The sequence below is a fragment of the Methylocystis rosea SV97 genome, from assembly GCF_000372845.1.
In the GTDB taxonomy this organism is placed as follows: Bacteria; Pseudomonadota; Alphaproteobacteria; order Rhizobiales; family Beijerinckiaceae; genus Methylocystis; species Methylocystis rosea.
Genome location: NZ_KB889963.1, coordinates 899094 through 923486 on the forward strand (window position 1 = coordinate 899094; position 24393 = coordinate 923486).

Here is a 24393-nt window from a genome sequence, read left to right on the forward strand (position 1 = left end):
CCTTAGTCGGCCGCTTGAAGCAATGCAGCTTCAAGCGCGGCGTCGAGATATCGGCCGACCTCAGTTACGCGTTCATCGTCGAACTGCCCGAAGAGCGTGACGGCTGGTCATATTCAAAGACCGACTTTCCATCTTCATCTTCGAACAGCACGCCAGAGCAGGGCTTTCGGCGTCGTAGTTCCGACTGGATCGTCGGGCGGCTAGTTCGTGCAGCGTTCGGACAGAAACTTCGCGTCGATCGTGAAGCCTGAGCGAGTCCCCTTCGCCGTTGCCTTGGACTGCGCGCGATACCAGTTTTTGAAGTCGCCGGTGAACAGCAGACTCGTGACGTCGCGCGCGTCCTTCGGGCCGCATTCGATCGTGACGATGATCTGATCATTCGCGTGCGTAACTGAAGGCTTCGCGCAACTTTCGTCCTGGGCGCCGATGATGCTGTCGCCCCCTTCGATGCAGACGTCATTGGTCTGCAGCCCGATCTCCGGCGAAATCGTCGAAATGCGCCAAAGGCCCGGCCGGCGCTTCGGCAGTTCAGCGTCACCTGCAAATGCAGGCGAATGCGCGCCCGCCAAAATCAAGAGAGCGACGACGAGACCGGAGGAAATAAGTTGTGCGCGTTGCATCTCCCTTCCTTATCGCGAAAGCGCATGGCGATCTACGTGCTGCCGGCGCCGTGGCCGATGGCTGCCCTTCTTTCCCCGCGCGCCCGGGAAATTGTCCTGTTGCGTCTTCTGCACCGCCGTACATACCTTTGCGAAGCCATGTGCCGGGGATTTGCGGGATGAGTTCGCCCAATCTGATGCGAGTCGGTCGCGAACTTTTATTTGTCGCGACCGCGCTTCTTTTCGCCGCCGCGCCCTTGTGCGCCTTAGCTGCGGAGATGACTCGCGCCGACATCGAACGTAAGGTCGCCGAAGCGCAGGGTAAGCCGATCGATCTTTCAAATCTCGATCTTTCAGGCCTCGATCTTTCCGGCCTTAACCTGCATGGCGCAGACTTTTTCTCCACCAAGCTCGCGGGCGCGAAGCTGGCGAAGGCCGATCTGTCGGGTGCGAATTTCACGCGCGCCGATTTGCAGAACGCCGACCTCTCGGGCGCTCAGATGAAGGCCGCGACGCTTTACGCCGCGATTCTCGATGGCGCCAGTTTTGCCGATGCCGACCTCTCGAATGCGCGCATCATCGGCGGCGGAAAGGGCGTCAACTTTCGCAATGCGAAGCTGATCGGCGCGGATCTCGGCGCCGATCCGGCCAATCAGGGCATGGTTCCCGTGCGCGCCGAACTCCCCGACGCCAATTTCGAGGGGGCGGACCTTACGCGCGCCAATCTCACCCATGCAGTTCTAACCGGCGCCAATTTCACCGCGGCGATCGTGACCGGCGCACGTTTCGACTATGCCGTCCTCGACGGCTCGAACCTTTCTCTCGGGCGCTGACTCCTGCGGCGTCATGCCAAAAATTCCTGTGCTGCTAGGGAATATTTCCGCGAGACGCAAAGAGAAGGTTGCATTAAGTGCGCCGTATCCGACACCAACGCATCCGCATCATGAGCGCCAAAGGACCGCCATCGTGTCTGGCTATGCCAGTCGTTCTGCTCGCGTTCTGCCTGGTCGTTCCTATAGCCCATGCTGGCGATATCGAACGCGGCCGCTATCTCGTCGAAGCGCTGACGGCCTGCGACAACTGCCATACGCCGCGCGGCGCAGCAGGCTATGATCTCTCCAGTCGCTTGAGCGGCGGCGCGCAGACATTCTCCGACAAATCCTATGTCGTGCGCGGTCCCAACATCTCTCCAGACAGAGAGACCGGCGTCGGCGCGTGGACCGATGAAGAATTGCGCGCCGCGATCGTCGACGGAGTCGGCCGGGATGGCCGCCTTGCGCCTGTCATGCCGTCGGACTCCTACAAGCCCCTGACGCCGAGCGATCTCGACGCGATCATCGCCTTTCTGCGCTCGGCGACGCCAATCCACGCGCCGCTTCAGTCGCCGCAGCAGCGCAGCGGCGAATGGACGCCTCGCCTGATGCCCGGAGCGGCGGCGGCCTTTGATGACGCGTCTCTTGCCGACAAAAACACGCGCGGCCTCTATGTCGCGTCGCTCGCCCGTTGCCTGTCGTGTCACAGCGAGGAGGTCGACGGCGCGCCTGATTATCAAAATCGTCTCGGCGCGGGCGGAAAAACCTTCCGCAACGCCGCCGGCGTCGTCGTCGCCTCCAACATCACGTCGCATCCGGCAAAGGGCGTCGGCGCCTGGTCGGACGATGACTTGAAGCGCGCGATCACACAGGGCGTGGCGCGCGACGGCGCGCCGCTGAAGCCGCCCATGTCGACGCTCTCCAAAGCGCATTTTTCGAAGATGTCGCCCGATGATCTCGACACGCTCGTCGCCTGGGTGCGAACGATTCCGCCAAAGGAATGAGCTAACGCGGCTTTGACGCCGCGTCGCGGATCGCCTCGGCGAGTTCGCCTTCGAAAAGCATCGCAGAACCATAATGCGTCTCGATATCGAAGGGCCGTTTCTGATTCATGTCGAGCGAAGCGCTATGCATGGCGATCAGGCGGCCGTCTTCGGTGAAAAGGCCGGAACCCGAGCCGCCATAGCCGTCATTGCAGTCGTGACGCACGCGACGAATGTGACCTTCGGTGGGTTCATCGACGCGATAAACATCGCATGATTCAATACTGGCCACGAGGCGTGTGTTGGAATGTCCGGCCGGCGAGACCATCACGACCTTGAAGCGCGCGCCGGTGGCGACATCGCTGACGTCCGGCGAAGGCTGGGGTTTCACGGTTTCAGGCGTGGGCTGAAGCAGACGCAGCAAGGCCCAGTCGTCTGTGATGTGCAGAGCTTTCGAATCGACGGACGCGCCGATGCGAAGGCTGTTCTCATCGAAATAATAGTCGCCGCCAGCGATCCTGAAGAAGCAATTCGTCACCGGATGGGTTGGGACGAGACGCCGGTCGACGAAATTATGCGCATTCATCACGACGAGATCATGCGAACCGACGAGCCAGGCGGCCGCCGCGCGCTCCAGCGTTCCGAAATCTGAGTAGCACATGAGCACGCCGGCGCCGGCGAAGCGATTGGCGTCCGCCTCCGTCATCGCTTGCCGCCGGTCGTCGGGGTAAAGCGCGGCGTGGGCTGTTTGCGCGCCGATGCGCGCAAACGTCACGCCGAGCAGCATGAGCATGACCAGGGCGACCGGAAAAGCGGGGGAGCGCAGATTCGCCGGAGGGAACACGCGATGGCGGCGCGCGGGCGAATTCATGGGCCCGACAGGTTTTGGCATTCGATGCTTCTGATGAGGAGGAGAGGATCGTCCCTCAACAAAAGCTGTGCGCGATTTTGCGTCAAGCGCCACGACATCGGGAAGTATGGAGAGCAAACATGCCGATCTTTCCCGAGATACATTACCGATAAATCGTGAAGACTCGGCCTTGCGCATAAACTTATATGCCGGCGGATCGTCTCTCGAATTTGCGCGCGAACGCGCAGCGAGAATAAGCGACCGTCAATGAACCACGGCGGCTGCATTTTGCCGTCTATTTGCGGGGCGACGTCGCCGTCGAAGACGCCATGAAGGCGTCCGGGCGAGGTTGCAGGAGGACTCGTCGATGAGGAAACTGCTGAATTCCGTGTCCCTGTTGTCCGTGCTGATCGCGGCGCCGATGGTGACGATGTCCGCTGCGACTGCCGAGGATAAGCTCGAAGCTCTGACGAAGAGCGAAGACAACTGGGCCATGCAGGGCAAGAACTACAGCTCCAACCACTACAGCACGCTGACCCAGGTCAACGCCGATAACGTCAAGAACCTCAAGGTCGCCTGGTCGTTCTCGACCGGTCTGCTCAGCGGCCACGAAGGTTCGCCGATCGTCATCGACGGCAAAATGTATATTCACACGTCTTTTCCCAATAATACGTTCGCGCTCAACCTCGACGACCCGACCCGCATTCTCTGGCAGCATAAGCCCAAGCAGAACGCCGCGGCGCGCGCCGTCGCCTGTTGCGACATCGTCAATCGTGGTCTCGCCTACTGGCCCGGCGACGGCAAGGCACCCGCGCTGATCGTGAAGACGCTGCTCGACGGCCATGTCGTCGCGCTGAACGCCAGCACCGGCGAGGAATACTGGAAGATCGAAAACTCCGACTTCAAGGTCGGCTCCACGCTGACCGTCGCGCCGCACATCTATAAGGACATTGTGCTCATCGGCAGCTCGGGCGCCGAACTGGGCGTGCGCGGCTACATGACCGCTTATGACGTGCGCACCGGCGAGCAGAAGTGGCGCGCCTACGCGACCGGTCCGGATTCGGACGTGCTGATCGGCGACGACTTCAACAAGGCCAATCCGCATTATGGTCAGAAGGGCCTCGGCACAGCGACCTGGGAAGGCGACGCCTGGAAGATCGGCGGCGGCACCAATTGGGGCTGGTTCGCTTACGATTCGGGCACCAACCTCGTTTACTACGGCAGCGGCAATCCGGCGCCGTGGAACGAGACGATGCGTCCTGGCGACAACAAGTGGACGATGACCATTTGGGGCCGCGACCTCAACACGGGCGAGGCGAAGTTCGGCTATCAGAAGACGCCGCACGATGAATGGGACTACGCCGGCATCAACTTCATGATGCTCAGCGAGCAGAAGGACAAGGACGGCAAGCTGCGCAAGCTGCTGACCCATCCTGACCGCAACGGCATCGTCTATACGCTCGACCGTACCGACGGCACGCTGGTCTCCGCCGACAAGATCGACGACACGGTCAATGTGTTCAAGAAGGTCGATCTGAAGAGCGGCCTGCCGGTGCGCGATCCGGAATATGGCACGCGGATGGACCATCTCGCCAAGGATATCTGTCCCTCGGCGATGGGCTATCACAACCAGGGCCTCGACTCCTACGATCCCAATAAGGAGTTGTTCTTCCTCGGCGTGAACCACATCTGCATGGACTGGGAGCCCTTCATGCTTCCCTATCGCGCGGGTCAGTTCTTCGTCGGCGCGACGCTCAACATGTTTCCGGGTCCGAAGGGTGATCGTCAGAAGGCTGAAGGCCTCGGCCAGATCAAGGCCTACAACGCCATCACCGGCAAGTTCAAATGGGAGAAGATGGAGCGCTTCGCTGTTTGGGGCGGCACCGCCGCCACCGCCGGCAACGTCGTCTTCTACGGAACGCTCGACGGCTTCATCAAGGCCCGTCACAGCGACACCGGCGAACTGCTGTGGAAGTTCAAGCTGCCGTCCGGCGTCATCGGACATCCGATCGTCTATCAGCACAACGGCGTTGAATATCTCGCCATCATGTATGGCGTCGGCGGTTGGCCGGGCGTTGGCCTCGTGTTCGATCTCCAGGATCCGACAGCCGGTCTCGGCGCGGTTGGCGCCTTCAAGCAGCTCGCCAACTACACGCAGATGGGCGGCGGCGTGATGGTGTTCTCGCTCGACGGCAAAGGCCCCTACGACGATCTGAGCGTGGGCGAATACAAGGCGAACTAATCGCCGCTCGTTCCATCGATCTCTTCCGCCTGAGGCGGTTACGAGACGCCTGTTCGGACGCGCCCCCATGCGTCCGAGCAGGCGATCGAAATGATCACGGAAAGAAAGCCATGTCGCGATTCACTCGCTTGCCCGTCGGCGCATGCTGTGCGCTCTTCGTCGCTCTTGCGGCCATGAGCGCAGAAGGCGCTTCGCTTGGCGTTTCTGGCGACGCCGTCTCGAACGCCGCGACCGCTTCGACGGCAGAGCCGTCAGAGCCCAATACGCTTCGCATCTGCGCGGCGAAGAACCAGCCGCCGCTCTCGATGGAAGACGGCTCGGGACTTGAGAACAAGATCGGCGTTGCGCTCGCCGACGCCATGAAACGTAAGGCCCAATTCGTCTGGTCGCAGCAGCCGGCGATCTATCTCGTGCGGGATTCTCTCGACAAGAAGCTCTGCGACGTCGTCATCGGTCTTGATACCGGCGATCCACGCGTCGCGACGTCGAAACCGTACTATCGCACCGGCTATGTCTTCGTCAGCCGCGCCGATCGCGACCTCGACATCAAATCATGGTCCGACGCACGTCTGAAGAAGCTCGACCACATCGCCGTCGCGTTCGGCTCTCCGGGCGAAACGCTGCTCAAGGATATGGGCAAGTACGAAGACAATATGGCCTATCTCTATTCGCTGGTGAATTTCAAATCGGCGCGCAACCAATACACGCAGATTGATCCCGCCCGCATGGTTGGCGAGGTGGTCAGCGGCGCCGCCGATGTCGCGGTCGGCTTCGCGCCCGACGTCGCGCGTTACGTCAAAGCGTCATTGACGCCGCTGCGGATGACGCTGATCGAAGACGATGCGGCGAAGAGCAATGGCGAAAAAGTGCCGCAGCGCTTCGATCAATCGGTCGCGGTGCGGCGCGACGACAAAGCCTTGCTGACTGAAATCGATCAGGCGCTCGTCGCCGCTCGGCCAAAGATCGATGACATCCTCAAAGCGGAAGGCGTTCCTCTTCTTCCCGTCACCCAATGATGCGCCGCGCGCAAACGAAAAGCAGGACGAAATACGTGTCGAATAGCAAAAGAAGCGTTTCCCTGTCCCTCATCGGCGCCGCGGCCTGTTTGGTTGCGCTCGGCGCCATCGCGCAGACCGCAGGGATCACATTCCGCAACACGATCACGGGCGAGGTGCTGAACTTTGATGACGCGCTGCCGGAGGGAAAGGACACCGCGGGCGTCAAGGAATTCATGACGTCGGGCAAGAATCCCTATAACGAGGATGCAAGCTGTCTGAAGCTGGGCGAACAGCTCTTTCTTTCCGCCTGCTCCGGCTGTCACGGCCACCTCGCCGAAGGAAAGATCGGCCCCGGCCTCAACGACGCCTATTGGACCTATCCGCAGAACGAAACCGACGAAGGCCTGTTCTCGACGATCTATGGCGGCGGGCAGGCGTCGATGGGGCCGCAGTACCAGAACCTCACGCTCGATGAGATGCTGAAGGTCATGGCCTGGATCCGACATCTCTTCAAGGAAGCGCCGGAGAAGGCGAGCTGGCTGACGGACGCTCAGCGCAAGTCTTTCAAACCCTACGCGGGTCACGAAGCCCTGCCGGACAGCCCGCCTGGAAAGTGCCAGGAGAAGGCGAAGTAGGTTCTACGACGCCGTCGCCGGAGGCGCAAACACCGAGGCGCAAGCCTCGCAAAAAGGAGGAAACAGGGATGCGTAAGATGCATTTCGCCGCGGCGCTCACCGTCGGCATTCTATTTAGCGCCGGGAGCGCGCTCGCCTATGACGGCACCAAGTGCAAGGCGCCCGGAAATTGCTGGGAACCCAAGCCCGGCTTCCCGGACAAGGTCGAGGGGTCGAAATACGATCCCAAGCACGACCCCAAGGAAATCGCCAAACAGCAGGCGTCCGTTCAGGCCATGGAAGAACGCAACAAGAAGCGGGTCGAGAACTTCAAGAAGACCGGCAAGTGGGAATATGACGTGAGCAAGATTGCTCAATAAGTTTCATCGCGACAAAAGCGCGATGATCTAGCGGCCACGATCTGGAGCCGGCGTATTCGACAACAGCGCATCGGCTCTATTCCCGAGATCGTGGCCGCCTCTTTATGTTTGGCGCGCGCTAGGTCAGGCCTTGAACGAAACTCTGCACGTCGTCCAGAAGCTCTCCGATTGGCGCGCGCGCGCCCTCGAGTTTGAACAGGAAATTCAAAAGGCGGTCATCGGGCAAGCGCGCGTTGTCAGGCTCGTGACGATCTGCATTTTTGCGCGCGGTCATGTGCTGATCGAAGGCGATGTCGGAGTCGGCAAGACCACGCTGCTGCGTTCCCTGTCGCGCGCGCTTGGCGGCGACTTCGCTCGCGTCGAAGGCACGGTCGACATGATGCCGAGCGACATTCTTTATCATACCTATTTGGGCGATGACGGTCGCCCCCGCGTCGATCCATCCGAGCTTCTCCGCCATGCGGAGACGCTGCCGGTCTTCTTCTTCAATGAGATCAACCGCGCGCGCCCGCAAGTTCATTCTCTGTTGTTGCGGCTGATGGCCGAGCGCAGCGTGTCGGCGTTCAATCGCGTGCATCACTTCCCCTATCTCAATGTGTTCGCTGATCGAAACATGGTGGAGCGGGAAGAAACCTTCGAACTGCCGGCGGCCGCGCGCGACAGATTTTTCATGGAAATTCTTATGGCTGCGCCGGATGATGAGGAGGCGCGCCGCCGGCTGGTTTTCGATCCAGCGTTCCATGATACGGAAATGCTTCTCGAGCGGGTGAGCTCCGGTACGCTGGACTATCGCGAGACGCCTGCTGTTGCGCGCGCGATCCAGACACATGTGAGATCGAGCGAAGCGCTTGAACGCTACGTGCTGAACCTCTGGCGGGCTCTTGTCGACCCAAGTTCCGCCGGCGTGTCGCCGCCGGACGTCGACCTCGACAGTCTCGTCAAGGGCGGCGCGAGTCCACGCGGACTGGCGGCGCTGGTGCGCGCCGCGCGGGTGCGCGCCTGGCTCGAAGGGCGTGATTATCTCATCCCGGAAGATGTGCGCGATGTCTTTATTGAAGTCATGGCGCACCGCATCTTTGTCGATCCGATCCACGCTTTGCGCAGCGACGACATCGTCAAGCGACTGTGCCGCGCGGCTTTCGACGCGACGCCCGTTCCATGAATACGATCGTCGATATCCTGTATCGACCGCGCGGTCGCTTTGCCGCCAACCACGTCGGCGCCCACACGTCGAGCGAGGTCGGCGGCTTTGGAGTCTTTCGCGACCAGGCGCCTTTCATGCGCTATCCGGACGCCCGCCGCATCGACCTCCGCGCGACGCTGCGCGATCCGTTCGGCGTAACCTATGTGCGTCGCTTCGAGCAAAGGGCGGCGATCGACGTTTACGCGCTCGTGGACCTTTCCGCCTCGATGGGCTTCGCCGGAGCCGTCAACAGATTTCAGGTCGCCGTCGATCTTTGCGGCGCGCTGGCGTATTCGGCGACACGCAACGGCGATCGCTTCGGCGTGTACGCTTTTAAAGAGGTGTTGATTGATCGGGCGACGTTGCCGGCGACGCGTTCGAGAAGGGCGGCGCTCGCCGCCGTCGAAAGGATCGGCGTCGAAACGCCCAGCGGATCGAGCGCCAAAGGCATGCTCGACGCCGCGGCGGCGCTCGGCGCCACGCGCAAGTTGGTGTTTCTCATTTCCGATTTTCGCTGGCCCGTGCAATTGATTGAGCAGGCGTTCGAGGCGCTTTCACTGCATGACGTCGCGCCGCTCGTTCTGATCGATTCACTCGAAGCCGCGCCGCCAAAATGGGGCGTGCTGGAGCTTTGCGACAGCGAGAGCGGCCGCCGTCAGCCCCTGTTGATGAGGCCCGCGCTTCAGCGGCGCTGGGTCGAAGCCGAGCAGTCCCGTCGCAAAAATCTCGCCCGCGCGTCTTCAAGACGCAGCCGTGCGCCGATTTTCATTCAGGACGGTTTCGACGCCAGCGATCTCAGCATGCGGCTGACGGCGGCGTGAGGCCTGCGATGCGCATGGCATGTATCGCCCTCATGCTGGCCGCGACGCTTCCTGCATGTGCGCAGGAAACGACGGTGCGCATCCACTCGGCGCGCCCGTTCGGCTATTTCGTGGGCGATCTCATTCATGCGCGCATCGACGTCTCCGCGCCCGCGGACGCCGTGCTTTCGCGCGCCTCCTTGCCCAGTCCCGGTCCGCTCAGCGGTTCGCTCGATCTCCGGGACATCAAACTTAGCGAGACGTCAGAAAACGGCGCGCGTCTATGGCGTCTCGACCTCACATATCAGAATTTCTATGTGGCGCTCGATGCGCGTGACATCGAGGTTCCTGGGTTCGAACTCTCCATTTCGACTGCAATAGGCGCGCAGGCCGTCGCCGTTCCCGCATGGAGGATTGGCGTTTCTCCTTTGCGGGAGGTTGCGCCGCAGAAGCAAGAGCAGGCGACGGATTATCTGCGTCCCGACGGTTCGTCGGCATTCGTTGACGAAGCCACGCTGCGCAATCTGGCGTTCGGCGCAGGCGCCGGCGCCCTGCTGGCGCTCGCTCTTGTCGCGCGAGATCGCGCCTGGCCGCCCTTCCAGCAACGGCAGGCGCGAGTCTTCTCGGCGCTCGCGCGTGAAATTTCGAGGCGGCGCGGCGCTGGTGACGCACATTTCGCCGCGTCGATTCAATCGGTGCATCGGGCGCTCGATCGGGCCAATGGCGCAATTCTGCTGTCAGGCGACCTTCCGGAGTTTCTCCGCAGACGTCCGGAATTCGAGCCGCTGCAGGTCGACTTCGAGCGATTCTTCGAAACCTCGAAGCAGCTTTTTTTTGGCGGCGAAAGCTCGAAGGACGACTATGCCGCCGAGCAGCTCGCGCAATTTGTCAGCAGGCTCGCCAGGCAGGAGCGTGCAGGATGAGCGGCTTCGGCTTTGAGCACATCGAGCCGCTGTTCCTAGCGCCTCTGGCGCTGCTTCCACTGTTGCGGTCCGTCTTGCGCGGCGCGACGATACCCTCGCTCCTCGCAGCGCCCGTCGACGGCCTTTCGATCGTCGCCGGCATTCTTCTGAAGTTCTGCGGCGTCGTGGCCATCGGCGCCAGCCTACTCGGCGCCGCCAGCCCCTATGTTGCAGGCGCGGACGTCGAGCGCTTTTCCGAGGGCGCGCAGATCGTCATGCTGATCGACCGCAGCGGCAGCATGAACGAGACCTTCGCGGGGCGAACGCCGTCTGGGGACGAAGAGTCGAAAGCCGCGGCGGCAAGGCGCATTCTCAAGCGCTTTGTCGAAGCGCGCCGTCACGATCTCGTGGGCGTCGCGGCATTTTCGACGGCGCCGATGCTGGTGACGCCGATTTCGGATCATATCGGCGCCACCGAAGCCGCCATCGACGCGATCGACCGTCCGGGCCTCGACTATACGAATATTGCGCGTGGGCTCGCCATGGCGCTCTCGATGTTCAAGACGAGCCAGGCTGATCTGTCGCGCGCGGTCCTGCTGATATCCGACGGCGCCGGCGTCATTGATCCAAAGCTGCGCGATGATTTAAAGGCGGAATTCCGCAAGACGAACGTCAGCCTTTACTGGCTGTTCCTGCGCACCCAAGGCAGCAGAGGCATCTCCGATCAGCCGGCGGGCGACGATGAGTCGCCACAGGCCGCGCCAGAACGTCATCTCGATCTCTTCTTCAAATCGCTCGGCGTTCCATACCAAGCCTTCGAGGCTGAAGGCGTCGAGGCGACGGAGGAGGCCCTAAAACAAATCGACAGGCTCGAACGCCATCCCGTCCGATATGTCGAAAAATTGCCACGCACGGATCTGAGCGCATGGGCCTTCACGCTCGCGCTCGCCGCCATGGCGCTGCTTCTTGCGGCGAAGCTAGCAGAGGTCAGGCTGAGCGTTGTGGACAACGCGCGATGATGGCCTTCGAGACGAGAATCACGATCCTGCGCAACAAGGCGCGCGCGCTTTGGCGTGAAGCAAAATCGTCGATTCTGGTCGCGCTCCTTCTCGCGCTTATCCTGACGACGGCTGCATTGCTTAGCCAATGGCGCGGCGCCGTCGTCGCCAACGATGCGATCGAAGCGATGCGCGAGGGCCGCGACGTCGCCGTCGACGCGAACGACAGGCCGGAAACGATTCTCGCGCGCGTCGCCTTTCTTGCGGCGCGAAGCGACATCGATCGCGCCCGAGCCTTGGTGGAGACGCTCGATCGTAGCGGGAGCATCGAAACGCGCGCGCGGGGACATTATCTCCTGGCGAACGCGCTGCTGCGCAAGGCGTTCGATCATGTCGAACGATCGCAACTCGAAGCGGCCAATCCGTTCGTCAATCTCGCCAAGCGCGAATATCGACGTGCGCTGCAGCTCGCGCCCGACTATTGGGACGCGAAATTCAATCTCGACGTCGCGGCGCGGCTCGTCCGGGATTTTCCGGATTTTGAGAGAAAGAGCGGCGACGAACTGAGCGCCGATCCCAAGAAGCTCTGGACCGATATTCCCGGCAAACCGAAAGGACTGCCGTGATGCGCCCGGATGTGCGCGATCCCCGCGTCGCTCTTCTCGCGCTAGCGACGCTGTCGCTCGCAGCCACTTTCTTCACGCCAAAGATTATGATCCGGCGTCCGTCATTCGATTTTCTCGCCATCGTCGACATCACCGGCAGCATGAACGTTCGCGATTACGCCGCCTCCGGTCGGCCGGTCAGCCGTCTCGACGCCGTGAAAGCCGCGCTTCGCGCCATGCTCGCGGAATTGCCCTGTCCGTCGCATGTCGCTCTCGGCGTTTTTACCGAACGCAGGCCATTCCTGCTGTTCGAACCGATCGACGTCTGCGCAGACTTCACGCCTCTACAAGCTTCGATTGAGGCGCTCGACTGGCGCATGGCATGGGAAGGCGACAGCCGGATATCCGCAGGCTTTTTCCGCGCGATCGATATGGCGAGAGAATTGAAAAGCGACCTGCTGTTTTTCAGCGATGGCCAGGAAGCGCCGCCGCTTCCCGCGCGTGGCGCGCCGACATTCGAAGGGCGTGCGGGCGAGGTGCGCGGCCTTGTCGTTGGCGTCGGCGGCTTTGAGCTTTCGCCCATCCCGAAATTTGACGATAGGGGCCGCGAGGTTGGATTCCTCGGCGCCGACGACGTTCCGCACGAGAGCCGCTTCGGCTTGCCGCCTGAAGGCGCGGAGCGGCGCGAGGGCTACAACGCCCGCAACGCGCCCTTCGGCGCGAGTGCGGCGATCGGCGTCGAGCATCTGTCTTCCGTAAAGGAAGACTACTTGCGTTCGCTCGCCGAAAAGACCGGGCTTTCCTACGCCCATCTCGAAGACGGCAAGCGACTGTGGAAGGACTATGCCGCGGTCGCGTCCGTTCGACCGCGTGACGCAGCGCTCGACCTGCGCCCGTTCTTTGGCGTGACGGCTGCGCTTCTCACATTCATGGCCGTCGCCGCAACGTTTTTCGCGCAGGCTTTCATTCAAATGCGCCGCGCCGCGCCGTTTTACCGCTTTCCCCAACCAAGGAGATCAAAATGAGGAAGCTGCTGGGGCTCTTCGCCCTTCTGATTTGCGCGCCTGCGCTCGCGCACGGACCGACGCCGATTAAGGTCGACGAGTCGATCGTCATCGCCGCCGATCCCAAGGCCGTATGGGCTCTGGCCGGTAAATTCGACGGGCTCGCGAACTGGCACCCTGACGTTCAGAGCGTGACGGCCAAGGGCGGAGACGCCGCCGGCGCGGAGCGCGAAATAATCCTCAAGAAGGGCGGCGTTCTGAAGGAAGGGCTCGATGAATATGACGCTTCGGCGTTCAAGCTTTCCTGGCGCATGTCTGATCCAAATCTCGATGTGCTGCCCGTAAGTTCCTACACTGTCACCTTCACGATCGAACCTGCGTCGGCGGGTGGGAGTTTGGTGAAATGGTATGGCCGTCTCTATCGCGGCGACACGAGCAATGAGCCGCCGGAAAACCTCAACGATGACGCCGCGCGCGCGGCGATGGCGAGCTACTTGCGCGACGGTCTTCAGGGCCTGAAGAAGAAAGTGGAAGGGAAATAGCTCGGCGATGCGCTTTCGCGAAGCGATCATTCTTGCAGGCGTCTGCGCGCTCTTCGCCTCATGCGGCGAAGAGCGGCGCGCCGCCGAGCAGGACGATTTGATCGAGTCTGGGACCCTTAAGGGCGCTGACGTTTGGTTGCGCGCCACCGATCGCACTGAACCTGCACTCTGGCTCGCTCAACGCGAAGCCGGCGGCGCCGTCGGCATGCGTGAACTTGCGGTCGAGCGCATACGCGCGGCTCTGCTCTCGGCGCAGCCGCATTTCCTCGAGTCCGACCGCATGCTCGCGAATCGCACCGCTCAGGTCGGGCAGATGCTCGCGGCCGACGGCCATGCCGAGGACTTCGCGCAGCTGATCAACTCGCTTGCAGAAGTTGCCGCGATCGCCGGCCAAAAGCAGACCTATGGCGAGGTTTGCCAGCACTATTACAATCTGCGCCATAGCGGAGTTGAACGGGAAGAGGCGCTGCGGATGCTCGCCGCCCGTTATCGAACGCAGAAGCAATTCAGATAGCGGCGCCTAAAGCGCTTCCCGATCACATGGAATCATGTGATCGAAGGAATCGCTGTTGGAGCAGGCATCGAAAAAGTCTGTCAACTTTTTCGGAACCTGCTTTAAGCAAGTTTCATTGCAACCTTGTTTTCGACGGCGATACGCAGAAGATCCGCTTTCGAACGCGCGCCGAGCTTGCGCTTCAGCAGGATGCAATTGTTCGCGACGGTCTTGTAGGAGACCTTAAGAATATGCGCGATTTCCGTCATATCCTTGCCGTCGGCGAGATTGCGCAGGATCTCGATTTCCCGGCCGTTCAGCGCGTCGAGGGGGTTGCTTGCGCGGCTCTGGTCGGCGAAGGCGAGCTTGAGCGCGAGAGTGTTCGACAGATAGCGCTCGCCCGCCGCGACGGCGCGGATCGCCTTGATAAAGACGCGTGGGTCCTCGTTCTTCGCGACATAGCCGCGCGCGCCGCCCTCGATCGCCCGCGCGGCGAAAACCGGATCGTCGTTCATGGTGAAAACGATGATTTGAGCGTTCGCGTCCCGCTTCAAGATGCGGCGCAGCAGTTCGAAGCCGGAGACGCCGGGTAGATTGATGTCGAGCACCACGACGTCGGGCGCTGCGGACGCGTAGGAGTCAAGCGCCTCATTGGCGTCATGCGCCTCGAGCACTTCGATGTCTTTTTGTCCCGAAAGCATGCCGCGGCAGCCCTCGATCACCATGGGGTGGTCGTCGACGATGAGAATGCGCATCCTTGTTCGCTTGTTTGAGAGCCTGAACTTATGTTGTGAAAACCGCTAGTCTTGTCAATCGACTGTAAATGGACGTCAACGGTTAAGCATGGAGACGAGGGCGTTCATCATGCGCGGGGTTTCGCTTAAAGTCAGACTGGGCGGATTGATCGGCGTCGTGCTCATCGCGACGTTGCTGATCAATCTTGCAATCCAGCTTCTTCACGCCGGCCCGCGCGTGCGCGCGGAAGCGGGAAGCAATCTCAGATTGATGCGGGAAGTTGTCCTGGCCACGATTGCAAATCTTCCCGAAAACGAAGATCCGCTTCCTGCATTGCGGCGTCTCTACGCGTCGCTGGGCAACCTTCGCCATGCTGATGTTGAGATCCTCGCCGCTAACGAGATCGCGCCTCGCGACTGGCTAGAGAAGATCCGCCATTCCGGTCAGGACGTGCCGGAATGGTTTGTGAAGCTCGTCGGCGCCTCGCCGCGCGTGTTGACGATTCCCGTGATGGTCGGCGGGCGCGCCTACAGCAATATTGTGGTGATTTCGAACCCCTTCGACGAACTCGAAGAGATCTGGTCCGACATGCTATGGCTTGCGGCGATCAGCCTCGCCGTCACGATCATCTTCCTGACGCTCGTGCTGCTGTTCCTTCGCTCCTCGCTTGCGCCTTTCAATGCGCTGAAGTTCGGCCTGGCGCAATTGGAGGCTGGCAGGAGCGGCGTGCGCCTGTCGGTCAGCGGCGCGACGGAATTTCGATCGATCGCCGCCGCCCTGAATTCGCTCGGGGCGACGCTTGATCGCGTCAAGCAGGAGAATCGCGATCTCGTCGATAGGCTTTTTCAGGTGCAGGAAGGCGAGCGCAAGGACATCGCACGCGATCTGCACGATGAAGCCGGTCCATGTCTCTTTTCCATACGCGCCACGTCGGCGACGCTACAGGAGCTTCTCTCGCATCCCGCTCCCGATCTGGGCCGACTGAGACAGATGAGCGTAACGATCGACAAGGCGAGCGAGTCGCTTCAATCGCTGTTCAGAGGTCTGCTCGGACGGCTGCGGCCGAAAGGCCTCGAGGAACTTGGTCTGGAACCAGCGCTGAAGGCGCTCTTCGCCTCATGGGCGCTCACCCATCCCGAGGTGGATCTGCGGCTCGTCGCGCGCCACGATCTCTCGTCCCTCGACGAGGAGACGGCGCTGACGGCCTACCGTGTGGTGCAGGAGGGCGTAACCAATATCTTCCGCCACTCTGGCGCGGATAAGGGCGAGGTCACGCTGGAATTTGGCTTGGACGCGTCATCAAACTTCTCGGAGCTCGACGCAGAAGCGCCGCCGCAATTGAAGATCACGATCGAGGACAATGGCGTCGGCATTTCAGATGGCTTTGCTCCGGGCATGGGTCTGCTTGGCATGAACGAGCGTGTCCGCGCGCTTGGCGGCGCGCAGCGGATCGAGAAGCGGGAGTCCGGCGGCACGCGGATCACGGTGTCGCTTCCGCTACTGGACGATGTCGAATGACTGAGACAAGGAGCTGTTCTTCCGACCTCCGTCCGGAGCGGGAAATTTTGGAAGCGTGGATGGCGAAATTTTGAAGGTGTAACGATATGCGCCCTTCATTATTCTCCACCGGAGCCGTCGTGTCGGGCGGACTATAAAAAACAGAGGAGCAACGCCATGGTCTGGTCGCAACCGATCATCGTCGAAATCTGCGTCGGTATGGAAATCACCAGCTACGAATCGGCTGAGATCTGATCAGCCCGTCGCGGCCGGCCACGGCTGGCCAACCGAGTAAACATGAGCTGGCGCCGTCGCTTGCGACGGCGCTGCTGTTTTTGCGCGCCTTCCGCGTGCAGAGTTTTTTCTGAGCTGCGCCGGCGCTGAAGAGCGCATTTTTGGCACTCACCTACGGCTGCTGATAGCATATTGTTTTTTCAGGCCTTTGCCATTCCTGGCGCTTGCTCTCCGAAGATTTGCTCCTAATCTGAAAGGAATCAGATCGTCAAGGAGCATGCCATGGCGTCCAGCGGCTTCCGTTTGCAGCTTCAAGGCTATGGCCTGACGACGGCGAATATTCTTTATCGTCTGCCGGATTATCCGAAGATCATCCAATCCTACATCTGGCAGGAATATGATCTTCATCCCGAGTTTCCGGAGCTGCGCAAATTTCTCGATTTCTGGATGCGCAGCCTCGACGGCCCGCTGCATTCCGTCACCGTCGCGCATTCGAACCTCATCAAACCGGCTGAGTTGAAGCTACTTGATAAGGAATTCAAACTGCACTGAAAAACTCCTATGACCGCCACCTTGCGCAACGCGCTTCGCCGAGACAAAATTGACGCGGGCTGGAGCGAGGGCTGCCGTGAGGGACGAGGGCGATACGAAGTCATGGATGGGAATCTGGGAAGCAGCCGCGCTGATCGTCATCGTGGCGACGGCTTTCCTTCTCGCGAGGCAATATCGGGAAAGCCTTAATATCGATGAGCCGCCGGAGCCTCTCTCGCTGGCTTTGGAGCGAGAAGCGGCGGAGGTGAATGCGACGCTGCCAGAGATGGTCAGCGAGGGCGTTCGTCTCGACAAGGCGACGGCGGGTCCGGGCAACGCGTTCAATTACAGCTATACGATCGTCGACGATGAAACAGCGCGAACTCTGATCGGCAACGCCAAGAAGCTCGCCGCATTGAGGACCCAGCTGCAGGAGCGCGTGTGTCTGACGATGCCGAATCATCGCACGAGCGGCGCCATCATCCGATATTCGCTGAAGGACAATAAGGGCGAGGTGATCGCCGACGTCTCAATTGATGCGGGCGACTGCTAAGAAGGGTGGGCGCGCCGGCTTCGGCGCTCGGCGCGCGCTGGGGACGACGCCGACGTCACGCCACGAATGGCCGCCTGTCGGCAAATCGCCGAGCTCTTCGCCAGCGCGCAGGAACTCAGAACTTCTTTACCTCGACGCCATGTTTTTGCAGCGCGTAGCCAATCTGACGAGGAGTTAGTCCAAGCAGCCGGGCCGCCTTCGCCTTGACCCAGCCCGCGCGCTCCATGGCGTCCACCAAACGTTCGCGATCGGAAGGGCCGTCACGCTCCACGGCGGTGCAGTTTTCGGCGCCGGGACAGGTCTCGGGCGAAGGGTCGGCGTTAGGGCGCTCACTCGTCGTCGCCGGCGGCGGCGCAGGCTGACGCTCGCGCGGCGGCGCCAGGGTCGGCAACGCGACGGGTGGAGGAGGCGCCGAACGCTCCAATGAGCCGCTCCAAAGCACCGAAGAGAGACAGCCGTCGTTGCGACAGGAGAAATCCTTGTCGGTGATGACATTCCCTTGCGCCAAAGTCGCTGTCCGAAACACGCAGTTTTCCAGCTCTCGGATGTTGCCCGGAAAGGCGCAGGCGGTGAGCACGTGCAGAGCTGACTCCGAAAAGCTCAGCCTTCCGCCTTGCTCCGCATTGAAGCGACGGAGAAATTCATTGGCGAGAGGTTCGAGATCGCCCTTGCGGTCGCGCAGCGGCGGCACGAAGATGGGCACGACGCTGATCCGATAGTACAAATCGGCGCGAAATTCGTTGCGCTTGACTGCCTCCTCGAGATTTTTGTTCGTCGCGCACACGAGTCGAACGTCGACCTTCTGCGTGCGCGTGCCGCCCACCCGTTCGAATTCGCCTTCCTGTAAAACGCGCAGCAGCTTTGCCTGAAACGCCGGCGTGATTTCGCCGATCTCGTCCAGAAACAATGTGCCGCCGTCGGCCAGTTCGAAACGGCCCTTGCGCATGTTCACTGCGCCGGTGAAAGCGCCGCGCTCATGGCCGAAGAGCTCCGATTCCAGCACGCTCTCGGGGAGAGCCGCGCAATTCAGCTTGATGAAGGGTTTCGAGCGGCGCGGCGAGAGATTGTGTATCGCCGCGGCAAACAGCTCTTTGCCAGTGCCCGATTCGCCGCGCAGAAGGACGGTGGACTTGGCCTTGGCGACGACGCGAATCTTGTCGATCACCGCGCGCAGCGCCGGGCTGCTGCCGACAACGCCATTGATGCCGCTGTTCTTTGTTTCGATCTGCGGAAGGCGGTCGCCTTTTTCGAGCCAGGCCTTTTCCTGCATCAAACGTTCGCGATCGCGGGCGATGAGCTTGTGCAGTCGAAGGGTCTGGCCGACGAGATTGGCGATCATCGTCAGGAAGCGCACGTCATGGTCGAACAGCGTCACTGAACGATCGTCATAGACGCGATCCACCGTCAGCGTGCCGACGACGGCGTCGCCCTCCTTGATCGGGACGCCGATGAGCGAGAATGGCCGGCCGTCGGTCGGTCCCCATTCGGAAAAGTCGGAACCTTGGAAGAGCGGTGAAGCTGCGACGTTCTCGACGACGAGCGGCATTTTCGTCGCGACGATCTGCCCCACGGCGCGTTCGGGAAGCCGGTCGAAGAAACGCTTGGCGGAATCTTCGCTCCAGCCCGATCCGACCACAACCTCGGGCCCGCCCGCCGCGTCGAGCAGCGCGACCAAGCCATGGCGCATATCAAGAAAGCTCGAAAGCAGCGCAAGCACGCCCGCAAGCGTGGTTTCCAGACGGTTTGGCGACGCCAGGAGCTTCGATATTTCGTAGATGCCGACGAGAGCGGTGTCTCTCACATCGAATTCGCGCGCCTTCGGCGCGCACGCGCCGCCTGCCAGCTGCAAACCCATACTATTTAGCCTCACGACATGCGTGGGTATTTTCACTGGTTTTGACGCAAGCATTGTGCCATACCGCCTTTTTTGCTCTTAGCATCACAAAAACAACGGTCTGCAATGGCCTCGACATCGGCGTTGGCGCGCTTTCTTGATCAACTCTTGCGCCTTCTGCCGTCTCCTCCGGCGCCGCCGCCCGATTGATCGGCGACCGGCTCCATCCAACCGTTCTCTCGCCGCAACCGACATGGATGTCGTCTTCCGACTCCGGCGCGAAGAATTGCGATGCGCTTAGCGCCACGCGCATCGTAACCAGTCGATAGCTGATTTACAGGCGCTTCCATGCCTTATGCGGCATTTCGCCGCCATGGGGCTTCTGTCGCGCTTAACGCTTTCCGCGCTCCCGATCCGCCGCGCAGCGGCGTGACCTATTGAGCGCAATCTTTGACGATCTGGCGGAGAGCCGAGCGCGTCGATCTACATGTACGCAGATTCTTCCTTACCATGGCGTTCGAGCGATCGACGCAATGACGACCGACTGCGCGTGATCCACGCGGCGCTCAGCGGCCGGCGGCAAGCCGCTTGGTTGGATGCAGTCGAAGCTGACCCGGGGATCTGACGTGAAGGGCATCATCGCGCTGCTGCCTAGATTTGTAACAGACTGGATAGTTATTGGTCGTTTATGCAGAAGTCGTTTGGTATGCGACGCGCGTCGCCGATGATATAGACGCGATCGTGCAGTCCCATTTCATCGAAGGAAACCCGGCTAGAGCGGCTGACTATTATGCCGCAGCCGTCGCGACGTCGGGCGCCGTCGAGGGGAGGCCATAGCGATAACACTTTATCTTAGGAGCCGACGGCATGAAGATTTCCGCGCGTAACAGCCTTCCCGGGACGGTCAAACACATCCAGAAGGGCGCAACCACGGCGCATGTGACGATCGACGTCAACGGATTGACCGTCACAGCTGCAATCACCAATGAATCCGTCGATGAGCTTGGACTCCGCGAAGGGTCCAAGGTCAACGCGGTCATCAAGTCGTCGGATGTGATGATCGCGGTCGACTAACGCTCGTGGGCGGCCGATGGACGCTATGGCGCTGGAACGCGCGACGGCTTTCCATCGGCGCCGACGAAGGGGAACAGCCCAGACTGGAAACATTGCGTCATGTGGGCGGCTTTGGCGATCGCCTGCTCGGCCTGCGTCTTCGGCAGCGCTTCATTGGCGCTCTCGCTAAAGAGTTCGAGCCAGCGCGTAAAATGCTGAGGCTCAATCGGTAAATTGATATGCGCGGCGAAGGGCTGGCCCTGATAGCGCTCCGTGCCGAGCAAGGTCTTGGACCAGAAATTCGCGACGATCCCCATATGCTGGTCGAGACCGTCAATCGCCATAAAGACAGGACCCAACAATGGATCTTCGGCGCCCTTGGCGTAGAAGCGACGCACGCAATCGTCGATTGCGATCTCTAACTTGTCGCGTTCGGCGCCGTCCTCGATCGGCGGAATGACGGGCTCCATGGCGACCTCCCTGCATATTTGTCGATTGGCGGCTGTTCCGGCGCTAGCGCAGGTTCAGAACGGCCCGCGGGGTCGTTCCGGACTTTTTCCTGGCGCTCAGCAGCGCGTCGACCTTATCGCGCAGCAGTCCAATTTGCAGCGGCTTCGCCAAAAAGCCGTGCGCGCCCTCAGCGACGCACTCCTGGCCGAATCCGCTCGATATCTGATCAACGATGACGATGATTTTGGTTTCGGGAACCCGCGCCAGAAACTCCTGAATGAGATCCAGCCCGTTGACGCGGATGACGCCTTCGGCAAGCACCAGTAAGTCCGGCCTTATTTGCTCCGCTTTTGCGAGCGTTTCGGACGCGCTCGCAAGTTCATGCGCCTCATATTCGTCATGGAGCATGAACTCGATCGCCGCGCGAAAGCTTTCATTGTCGTCCACGACGAAAACGCGCCTGCGTTCGATGGCTTTCGCCACCTTTACGCTGATCTGCATGGCAGCCTCGCGCGGTGATTGACTCACGATAGCAAAGCAAGTCGCGTGCCGCGCCAAATGCTGCAGCGTCGCGCTGCGCGACTCCGACGGCTTTCAACAGGATTGCGTCGGCGCACCTGCGTCAGCAGCATAGCGGCGCCCGACTGGTGGGGGGCGCCAATCGTTAGGCTCGGCCAAACCGAACTCTTGCGCCGCAACGCTACGGCGCGCGCGGCTCTGCGCTGGGATCAAGAACAAATATTTTCGCAGGAAAATTACTGCCGCGTAGTTTGGAATTAAAGCGTTTCCAAACTAGCGTGTGGCCGAAAGGTAACAATTGTCCAAAAAATTGTTGTATCTGTCTGAAACTATACAGATTACAATACTTCCATTCAACAGTTTATCAGTTGACCGTGGCCGCCGCCAAATTTAGCTTTAATCAACTTCTTCGCACGAGGCGAAAGTAGACAACGCACAACCCTCCCTGGCGGTTCCCGATGAGCGACGTAAAAACTCCAATTTCTCTACGAATGCTGACTCAGTCGCTTCCGCGGACTCGTGCAGGAGACCTGACGTCGGTGAAGGCGCTGAGCGTTGCTGCGGCGCTTGCATCGAGCGTCAGCGCTTCGGCTCTGGCGCAATCCGCTTCGACGACGCTGCCGCCCGTTAAAGTCGACGCGCCGCAGGAGAAGCCACGCGCGGCGGCGCCGGCGAAACCCAAGCCCATCGCCGCCGCTCAGCCGCATCCGGCGCGTCATGCAGCCGCCAATCAGGCCTCGGGGCAGCGGCGCGGCGCGCCGGGCGCTTCAAGCGCCGGCGGCCAAGGCGCAGGCAGCGGAGGCCTTCCGATCTTCGCTGCGGCGCCCAACGCCAATCCTTACGCCGATCCGGTTGCGCCCTATAAGGTTGACCGCCTGTCTTCGCCGAAATTCACCGAGCCCGTGCTCAACACGCCGCGCACGATCACGGTGCTGACCAAGGAAGTGCTCGACGACAAGAACGCCTTCACGCTGCGCGAAATCGGTCGCAGCACGGCGGGCGTGACGCTGGGAACGGGCGAAGGCGGCAACGCGTTCGGCGATCGCTTCTTCATTCGCGGCTTCGACGTTCGCAACGACATCTTCGTCGACGGCGTGCGCGATCCTGGCGTCAGCATTCGCGAGAACTTCTATACCGAGCAGGTCGAAATTCTGCGCGGGCCGGGATCGACTTTCGCCGGTCGTGGCACTGCGGGCGGCGCGATCAACATCGTAACGAAACAAGCGACCGATCGCGATTTCGTCGAACTCAAAGCGATTGGCGGCTTTTCCGACCACATGAAGCGGGTGACAGCTGACGTCAACAAAGTGATCAGCCCGATCCTCGCGGTGCGCGTCAATGGTCTTTATCATGACTCGAATGTCGCGGGCCGCAGCTTTGTCACCGACTATCGCGACGGCGTCGCCGGCTCAGTGGTGTTCAAGCCGCTCGAGGACCTGACGCTGACCGCTCAATACACGCATGTCTATCAGAATGGCCTGCCGGACTTCGGCGTGCCGTATAACCGGATCTGGAATAGGCCGTTCCCCGAAGGCGTCATTCCTCGCTCCAACTGGTACGGTTTCCTCGACCGCGATTTCCAAGTTGCGATGCAGAATTTCGGCACCTTCACTGCCCACTATCGCTACAACGACAATCTCGTATTCGACAATCGGTTCCGACAGAGCCGCTCCGTTCTGGACTATATCGGATCGCTGACGGGGAGCGCGGATCTATTCGCTTCGACAGTGAGAATCGGCGCGCAAAGCCGCTACCAGGTGGTGAACACGCTCGACAACCAGACAGAGGCGACGCTCAAAGTCGATACGGGACCGGTCAAGCATGCGCTCGTCGCCGGCGTGGAATTCGCCCGCGAAGGCGTAACGCGCACCAATTATCAGGGCCTCGCTTCCGAGTTGAACGGAATACCGACCGGCAACAACGTTACGTGTAACCTCTATCTTCCGTGCACCTATCTGCCGTTCCTCAACACGCCCTACCGCAATACCAATCCCACGCGGATCGCCGTCGATACGAAATCAGGCTATCTGATCGAAACTGCGAACTATCAGGACGTCGTGATCGTGAACGGCGGCGCGCGCTTTGACGATTACAACATCACGAACCGCACTGAGACTCTTTCGACTTTCGCCAAGAGCCATTCTGGGCTGTTCAATTGGAACGCCGGCGTCGTTTTCAAGCCCTTGCCGAACGTCAGCGCCTACGCCGCCTACGCCACCTCGGCGACGCCCGTCGGAGCCGAGCTTGACGGCGGCGCGGCAAATTACGGCGGCTTGACGACGGCGTCGCAAATCTTTGCTCCCCAACTCAACAAGGCGGCGGAGGTCGGCCTGAAATGGGAGCTGTTCGACAGACACCTGCTCGCGACAGCCGCCTTCTTCAAGACGGATGTGAGCGGCGCTAGGGAAGTGAACTCCGGCACCACCACGGGCGACGCGTCCTATTACGTCCAGGGCGTCGATCTCGAGGTTGCGGGCAATATCACGGATAAGTGGATGGTCCTTGGCGGCATCGTGCTGATGGACTCGCGGGTGACCAGCTCCTACGCGCGAACGAATATCGGTCTTCAACTCGCCAATATCGCGCATGAGTCCTTCAGCCTGCTCTCGAAGTACAAATTCGGCGACCTTATCGGCCTCGCTCCGAACGCGCTCGAATTTGGCGGCCAGGCCATCTACCGTTCCAGGATCTATGGCGGCAACAATATCGTCGCCAATGGCGGCACATCGTTCAACGCGTTTGGCTTGCCCACTCCGACCGCGACGAATTTTCTGAACGTTCCGACGATCCTGCCTTCGTACTGGCGCTTCGATGTTTTTGCTGAGGCCAAGATCGGTCAAAACATCACGATGAAGTTCTCGGTCAACAATCTCTTCGACCGCACAATCTATGACGCCTTCTATCAGACGTCGACGCCCTTCGCGCAGATGTCGCCCGGCCGCTCGGTCTATCTCGAAACGAGCATTTTGTTCTAGGGGAGCG

At 60.9% G+C, this 24393-nt stretch carries 26 protein-coding genes; 20 read left to right on the plus strand and 6 right to left on the minus strand.

Going from position 1 to position 24393, the window contains the following annotated elements; genetic code table 11:
• Positions 1–200: 200 nt before the first annotated feature.
• Positions 201–620 (minus strand): DUF3617 domain-containing protein, encoded by a 420-nt coding sequence (locus A3OO_RS0104785; protein WP_018406697.1) that lies wholly within the window; start codon positions 618–620, stop codon positions 201–203.
• Between the two features lie 158 nt (positions 621–778).
• Here A3OO_RS0104785 and A3OO_RS0104790 point away from each other — a divergent pair, with 158 nt between their 5' ends.
• Positions 779–1432: a pentapeptide repeat-containing protein gene (locus A3OO_RS0104790; RefSeq protein ID WP_018406698.1), complete on the plus strand. Its 654-nt coding sequence runs from the start codon at positions 779–781 to the stop codon at positions 1430–1432.
• Positions 1433–1542: 110 nt separating this feature from the next.
• On the plus strand, positions 1543–2415 hold the full coding sequence (locus tag A3OO_RS0104795) for a c-type cytochrome (RefSeq protein ID WP_156824757.1): 873 nt from the start codon (positions 1543–1545) through the stop codon (positions 2413–2415).
• Position 2416: 1 nt separating this feature from the next.
• Here A3OO_RS0104795 and A3OO_RS0104800 read toward each other — a convergent pair whose 3' ends face one another.
• Positions 2417–3286 carry a trypsin-like serine peptidase gene (locus tag A3OO_RS0104800; RefSeq protein ID WP_026222692.1) on the minus strand — a complete coding sequence of 290 codons (870 nt, stop codon included), beginning with the start codon at positions 3284–3286 and terminating at the stop codon, positions 2417–2419.
• A 325-nt stretch (positions 3287–3611) separates the two neighbouring features.
• Between A3OO_RS0104800 and A3OO_RS0104805 the strand changes: the two genes are divergently transcribed.
• From A3OO_RS0104805 to A3OO_RS0104860, 12 genes are all read left to right on the plus strand, one after another.
• Positions 3612–5486, plus strand: a complete 1875-nt coding sequence (locus A3OO_RS0104805) for a methanol/ethanol family PQQ-dependent dehydrogenase (RefSeq protein ID WP_018406701.1) — start codon at positions 3612–3614, stop codon at positions 5484–5486.
• A 110-nt stretch (positions 5487–5596) separates the two neighbouring features.
• On the plus strand, positions 5597–6502 hold the full coding sequence (gene moxJ, locus A3OO_RS0104810; RefSeq protein WP_018406702.1) for a methanol oxidation system protein MoxJ: 906 nt from the start codon (positions 5597–5599) through the stop codon (positions 6500–6502).
• A gap of 35 nt (positions 6503–6537) precedes the next feature.
• Positions 6538–7119, plus strand: coding sequence for a cytochrome c(L), periplasmic (moxG, locus tag A3OO_RS0104815; protein ID WP_026222693.1), 582 nt, complete (start codon positions 6538–6540; stop codon positions 7117–7119).
• Positions 7120–7187: 68 nt separating this feature from the next.
• On the plus strand, positions 7188–7478 hold the full coding sequence (locus tag A3OO_RS0104820) for a methanol dehydrogenase [cytochrome c] subunit (protein WP_018406704.1): 291 nt from the start codon (positions 7188–7190) through the stop codon (positions 7476–7478).
• A 130-nt stretch (positions 7479–7608) separates the two neighbouring features.
• A complete protein-coding gene (locus A3OO_RS0104825; protein ID WP_018406705.1) occupies positions 7609–8640 on the plus strand; it encodes an AAA family ATPase in 1032 nt (343 codons plus the stop codon).
• Entirely contained in the window at positions 8637–9482 is an 846-nt protein-coding gene (locus tag A3OO_RS0104830) for a DUF58 domain-containing protein (RefSeq protein ID WP_026222694.1), read from the plus strand. Before A3OO_RS0104825 ends, A3OO_RS0104830 begins: the two co-directional genes overlap by 4 nt.
• An 8-nt stretch (positions 9483–9490) precedes the next feature.
• Entirely contained in the window at positions 9491–10384 is an 894-nt protein-coding gene (locus A3OO_RS0104835; RefSeq protein ID WP_026222695.1) for a hypothetical protein, read from the plus strand.
• Entirely contained in the window at positions 10381–11382 is a 1002-nt protein-coding gene (locus A3OO_RS0104840; protein ID WP_018406708.1) for a vWA domain-containing protein, read from the plus strand. Before A3OO_RS0104835 ends, A3OO_RS0104840 begins: the two co-directional genes overlap by 4 nt.
• Complete coding sequence (locus A3OO_RS0104845; protein ID WP_026222696.1) at positions 11379–11987, plus strand: hypothetical protein; 609 nt, start codon at positions 11379–11381, stop codon at positions 11985–11987. Before A3OO_RS0104840 ends, A3OO_RS0104845 begins: the two co-directional genes overlap by 4 nt.
• The gene (locus A3OO_RS0104850) at positions 11987–12991 is read left to right on the plus strand and encodes a vWA domain-containing protein (protein WP_018406710.1); all 1005 of its coding nucleotides are present in this window, start codon (positions 11987–11989) and stop codon (positions 12989–12991) included. Before A3OO_RS0104845 ends, A3OO_RS0104850 begins: the two co-directional genes overlap by 1 nt.
• Positions 12988–13512: an SRPBCC family protein gene (locus tag A3OO_RS0104855; RefSeq protein WP_018406711.1), complete on the plus strand. Its 525-nt coding sequence runs from the start codon at positions 12988–12990 to the stop codon at positions 13510–13512. Before A3OO_RS0104850 ends, A3OO_RS0104855 begins: the two co-directional genes overlap by 4 nt.
• 7 nt (positions 13513–13519) lie before the next feature.
• Positions 13520–14026 carry a hypothetical protein gene (locus tag A3OO_RS0104860; protein ID WP_018406712.1) on the plus strand — a complete coding sequence of 169 codons (507 nt, stop codon included), beginning with the start codon at positions 13520–13522 and terminating at the stop codon, positions 14024–14026.
• 101 nt (positions 14027–14127) lie between these two features.
• On the opposite strand, the gene A3OO_RS0104865 is transcribed toward A3OO_RS0104860, so the two are convergent.
• The gene (locus tag A3OO_RS0104865) at positions 14128–14760 is read right to left on the minus strand and encodes a response regulator transcription factor (protein ID WP_018406713.1); all 633 of its coding nucleotides are present in this window, start codon (positions 14758–14760) and stop codon (positions 14128–14130) included.
• 109 nt (positions 14761–14869) lie between these two features.
• On the opposite strand from A3OO_RS0104865, the gene A3OO_RS0104870 reads away from it, so the two are divergent.
• The 4 genes from A3OO_RS0104870 to A3OO_RS0104880 all read left to right on the plus strand — a co-directional run bounded on the left by A3OO_RS0104870 (position 14870) and on the right by A3OO_RS0104880 (position 17555).
• The gene (locus A3OO_RS0104870) at positions 14870–16258 is read left to right on the plus strand and encodes an ATP-binding protein (protein WP_156824899.1); all 1389 of its coding nucleotides are present in this window, start codon (positions 14870–14872) and stop codon (positions 16256–16258) included.
• Between the two features lie 156 nt (positions 16259–16414).
• Positions 16415–16492 carry a pyrroloquinoline quinone precursor peptide PqqA gene (gene pqqA / locus A3OO_RS24760; protein ID WP_083481327.1) on the plus strand — a complete coding sequence of 26 codons (78 nt, stop codon included), beginning with the start codon at positions 16415–16417 and terminating at the stop codon, positions 16490–16492.
• A 261-nt stretch (positions 16493–16753) separates the two neighbouring features.
• Positions 16754–17023, plus strand: coding sequence for an usg protein (locus A3OO_RS0104875; protein ID WP_018406715.1), 270 nt, complete (start codon positions 16754–16756; stop codon positions 17021–17023).
• A 76-nt stretch (positions 17024–17099) separates the two neighbouring features.
• Positions 17100–17555, plus strand: a complete 456-nt coding sequence (locus A3OO_RS0104880) for a hypothetical protein (protein WP_156824758.1) — start codon at positions 17100–17102, stop codon at positions 17553–17555.
• Between the two features lie 115 nt (positions 17556–17670).
• Here A3OO_RS0104880 and nifA read toward each other — a convergent pair whose 3' ends face one another.
• Positions 17671–19410: a nif-specific transcriptional activator NifA gene (nifA, locus tag A3OO_RS0104885; RefSeq protein WP_018406717.1), complete on the minus strand. Its 1740-nt coding sequence runs from the start codon at positions 19408–19410 to the stop codon at positions 17671–17673.
• An 846-nt stretch (positions 19411–20256) separates the two neighbouring features.
• On the opposite strand from nifA, the gene A3OO_RS0104905 reads away from it, so the two are divergent.
• Complete coding sequence (locus A3OO_RS0104905; protein WP_018406720.1) at positions 20257–20463, plus strand: TOBE domain-containing protein; 207 nt, start codon at positions 20257–20259, stop codon at positions 20461–20463.
• 23 nt (positions 20464–20486) lie between these two features.
• On the opposite strand, the gene A3OO_RS0104910 is transcribed toward A3OO_RS0104905, so the two are convergent.
• Positions 20487–20912, minus strand: a complete 426-nt coding sequence (locus A3OO_RS0104910; protein WP_018406721.1) for a group III truncated hemoglobin — start codon at positions 20910–20912, stop codon at positions 20487–20489.
• 43 nt (positions 20913–20955) lie between these two features.
• The gene (locus A3OO_RS0104915; protein ID WP_018406722.1) at positions 20956–21393 is read right to left on the minus strand and encodes a response regulator; all 438 of its coding nucleotides are present in this window, start codon (positions 21391–21393) and stop codon (positions 20956–20958) included.
• Between the two features lie 476 nt (positions 21394–21869).
• On the opposite strand from A3OO_RS0104915, the gene A3OO_RS0104920 reads away from it, so the two are divergent.
• Positions 21870–24386 (plus strand): TonB-dependent receptor domain-containing protein, encoded by a 2517-nt coding sequence (locus tag A3OO_RS0104920; protein ID WP_026222697.1) that lies wholly within the window; start codon positions 21870–21872, stop codon positions 24384–24386.
• Positions 24387–24393: the final 7 nt, after the last annotated feature.

Coding starts and splice junctions, on each gene's coding strand:
- A3OO_RS0104840 (WP_018406708.1), top strand. CDS start 10,381: ATGAGCGGCTTCGGCTTTGAGCACATCGAGCCGCTGTTCCTAGCGCCT.
- A3OO_RS0104790 (WP_018406698.1), top strand. CDS start 779: ATGAGTTCGCCCAATCTGATGCGAGTCGGTCGCGAACTTTTATTTGTC.
- A3OO_RS0104785 (WP_018406697.1), bottom strand. CDS start 620: ATGCAACGCGCACAACTTATTTCCTCCGGTCTCGTCGTCGCTCTCTTG.
- A3OO_RS0104795 (WP_156824757.1), top strand. CDS start 1,543: ATGAGCGCCAAAGGACCGCCATCGTGTCTGGCTATGCCAGTCGTTCTG.
- A3OO_RS0104920 (WP_026222697.1), top strand. CDS start 21,870: ATGAGCGACGTAAAAACTCCAATTTCTCTACGAATGCTGACTCAGTCG.
- A3OO_RS0104905 (WP_018406720.1), top strand. CDS start 20,257: ATGAAGATTTCCGCGCGTAACAGCCTTCCCGGGACGGTCAAACACATC.
- moxJ (WP_018406702.1), top strand. CDS start 5,597: ATGTCGCGATTCACTCGCTTGCCCGTCGGCGCATGCTGTGCGCTCTTC.
- pqqA (WP_083481327.1), top strand. CDS start 16,415: ATGGTCTGGTCGCAACCGATCATCGTCGAAATCTGCGTCGGTATGGAA.
- A3OO_RS0104800 (WP_026222692.1), bottom strand. CDS start 3,286: ATGCCAAAACCTGTCGGGCCCATGAATTCGCCCGCGCGCCGCCATCGC.
- A3OO_RS0104855 (WP_018406711.1), top strand. CDS start 12,988: ATGAGGAAGCTGCTGGGGCTCTTCGCCCTTCTGATTTGCGCGCCTGCG.
- A3OO_RS0104830 (WP_026222694.1), top strand. CDS start 8,637: ATGAATACGATCGTCGATATCCTGTATCGACCGCGCGGTCGCTTTGCC.
- A3OO_RS0104845 (WP_026222696.1), top strand. CDS start 11,379: ATGATGGCCTTCGAGACGAGAATCACGATCCTGCGCAACAAGGCGCGC.
- A3OO_RS0104860 (WP_018406712.1), top strand. CDS start 13,520: ATGCGCTTTCGCGAAGCGATCATTCTTGCAGGCGTCTGCGCGCTCTTC.
- nifA (WP_018406717.1), bottom strand. CDS start 19,410: ATGGGTTTGCAGCTGGCAGGCGGCGCGTGCGCGCCGAAGGCGCGCGAA.
- A3OO_RS0104805 (WP_018406701.1), top strand. CDS start 3,612: ATGAGGAAACTGCTGAATTCCGTGTCCCTGTTGTCCGTGCTGATCGCG.
- A3OO_RS0104850 (WP_018406710.1), top strand. CDS start 11,987: ATGCGCCCGGATGTGCGCGATCCCCGCGTCGCTCTTCTCGCGCTAGCG.
- A3OO_RS0104915 (WP_018406722.1), bottom strand. CDS start 21,393: ATGCAGATCAGCGTAAAGGTGGCGAAAGCCATCGAACGCAGGCGCGTT.
- A3OO_RS0104875 (WP_018406715.1), top strand. CDS start 16,754: ATGGCGTCCAGCGGCTTCCGTTTGCAGCTTCAAGGCTATGGCCTGACG.
- A3OO_RS0104865 (WP_018406713.1), bottom strand. CDS start 14,760: ATGCGCATTCTCATCGTCGACGACCACCCCATGGTGATCGAGGGCTGC.
- A3OO_RS0104835 (WP_026222695.1), top strand. CDS start 9,491: ATGCGCATGGCATGTATCGCCCTCATGCTGGCCGCGACGCTTCCTGCA.
- A3OO_RS0104910 (WP_018406721.1), bottom strand. CDS start 20,912: ATGGAGCCCGTCATTCCGCCGATCGAGGACGGCGCCGAACGCGACAAG.
- A3OO_RS0104820 (WP_018406704.1), top strand. CDS start 7,188: ATGCGTAAGATGCATTTCGCCGCGGCGCTCACCGTCGGCATTCTATTT.
- A3OO_RS0104870 (WP_156824899.1), top strand. CDS start 14,870: ATGCGCGGGGTTTCGCTTAAAGTCAGACTGGGCGGATTGATCGGCGTC.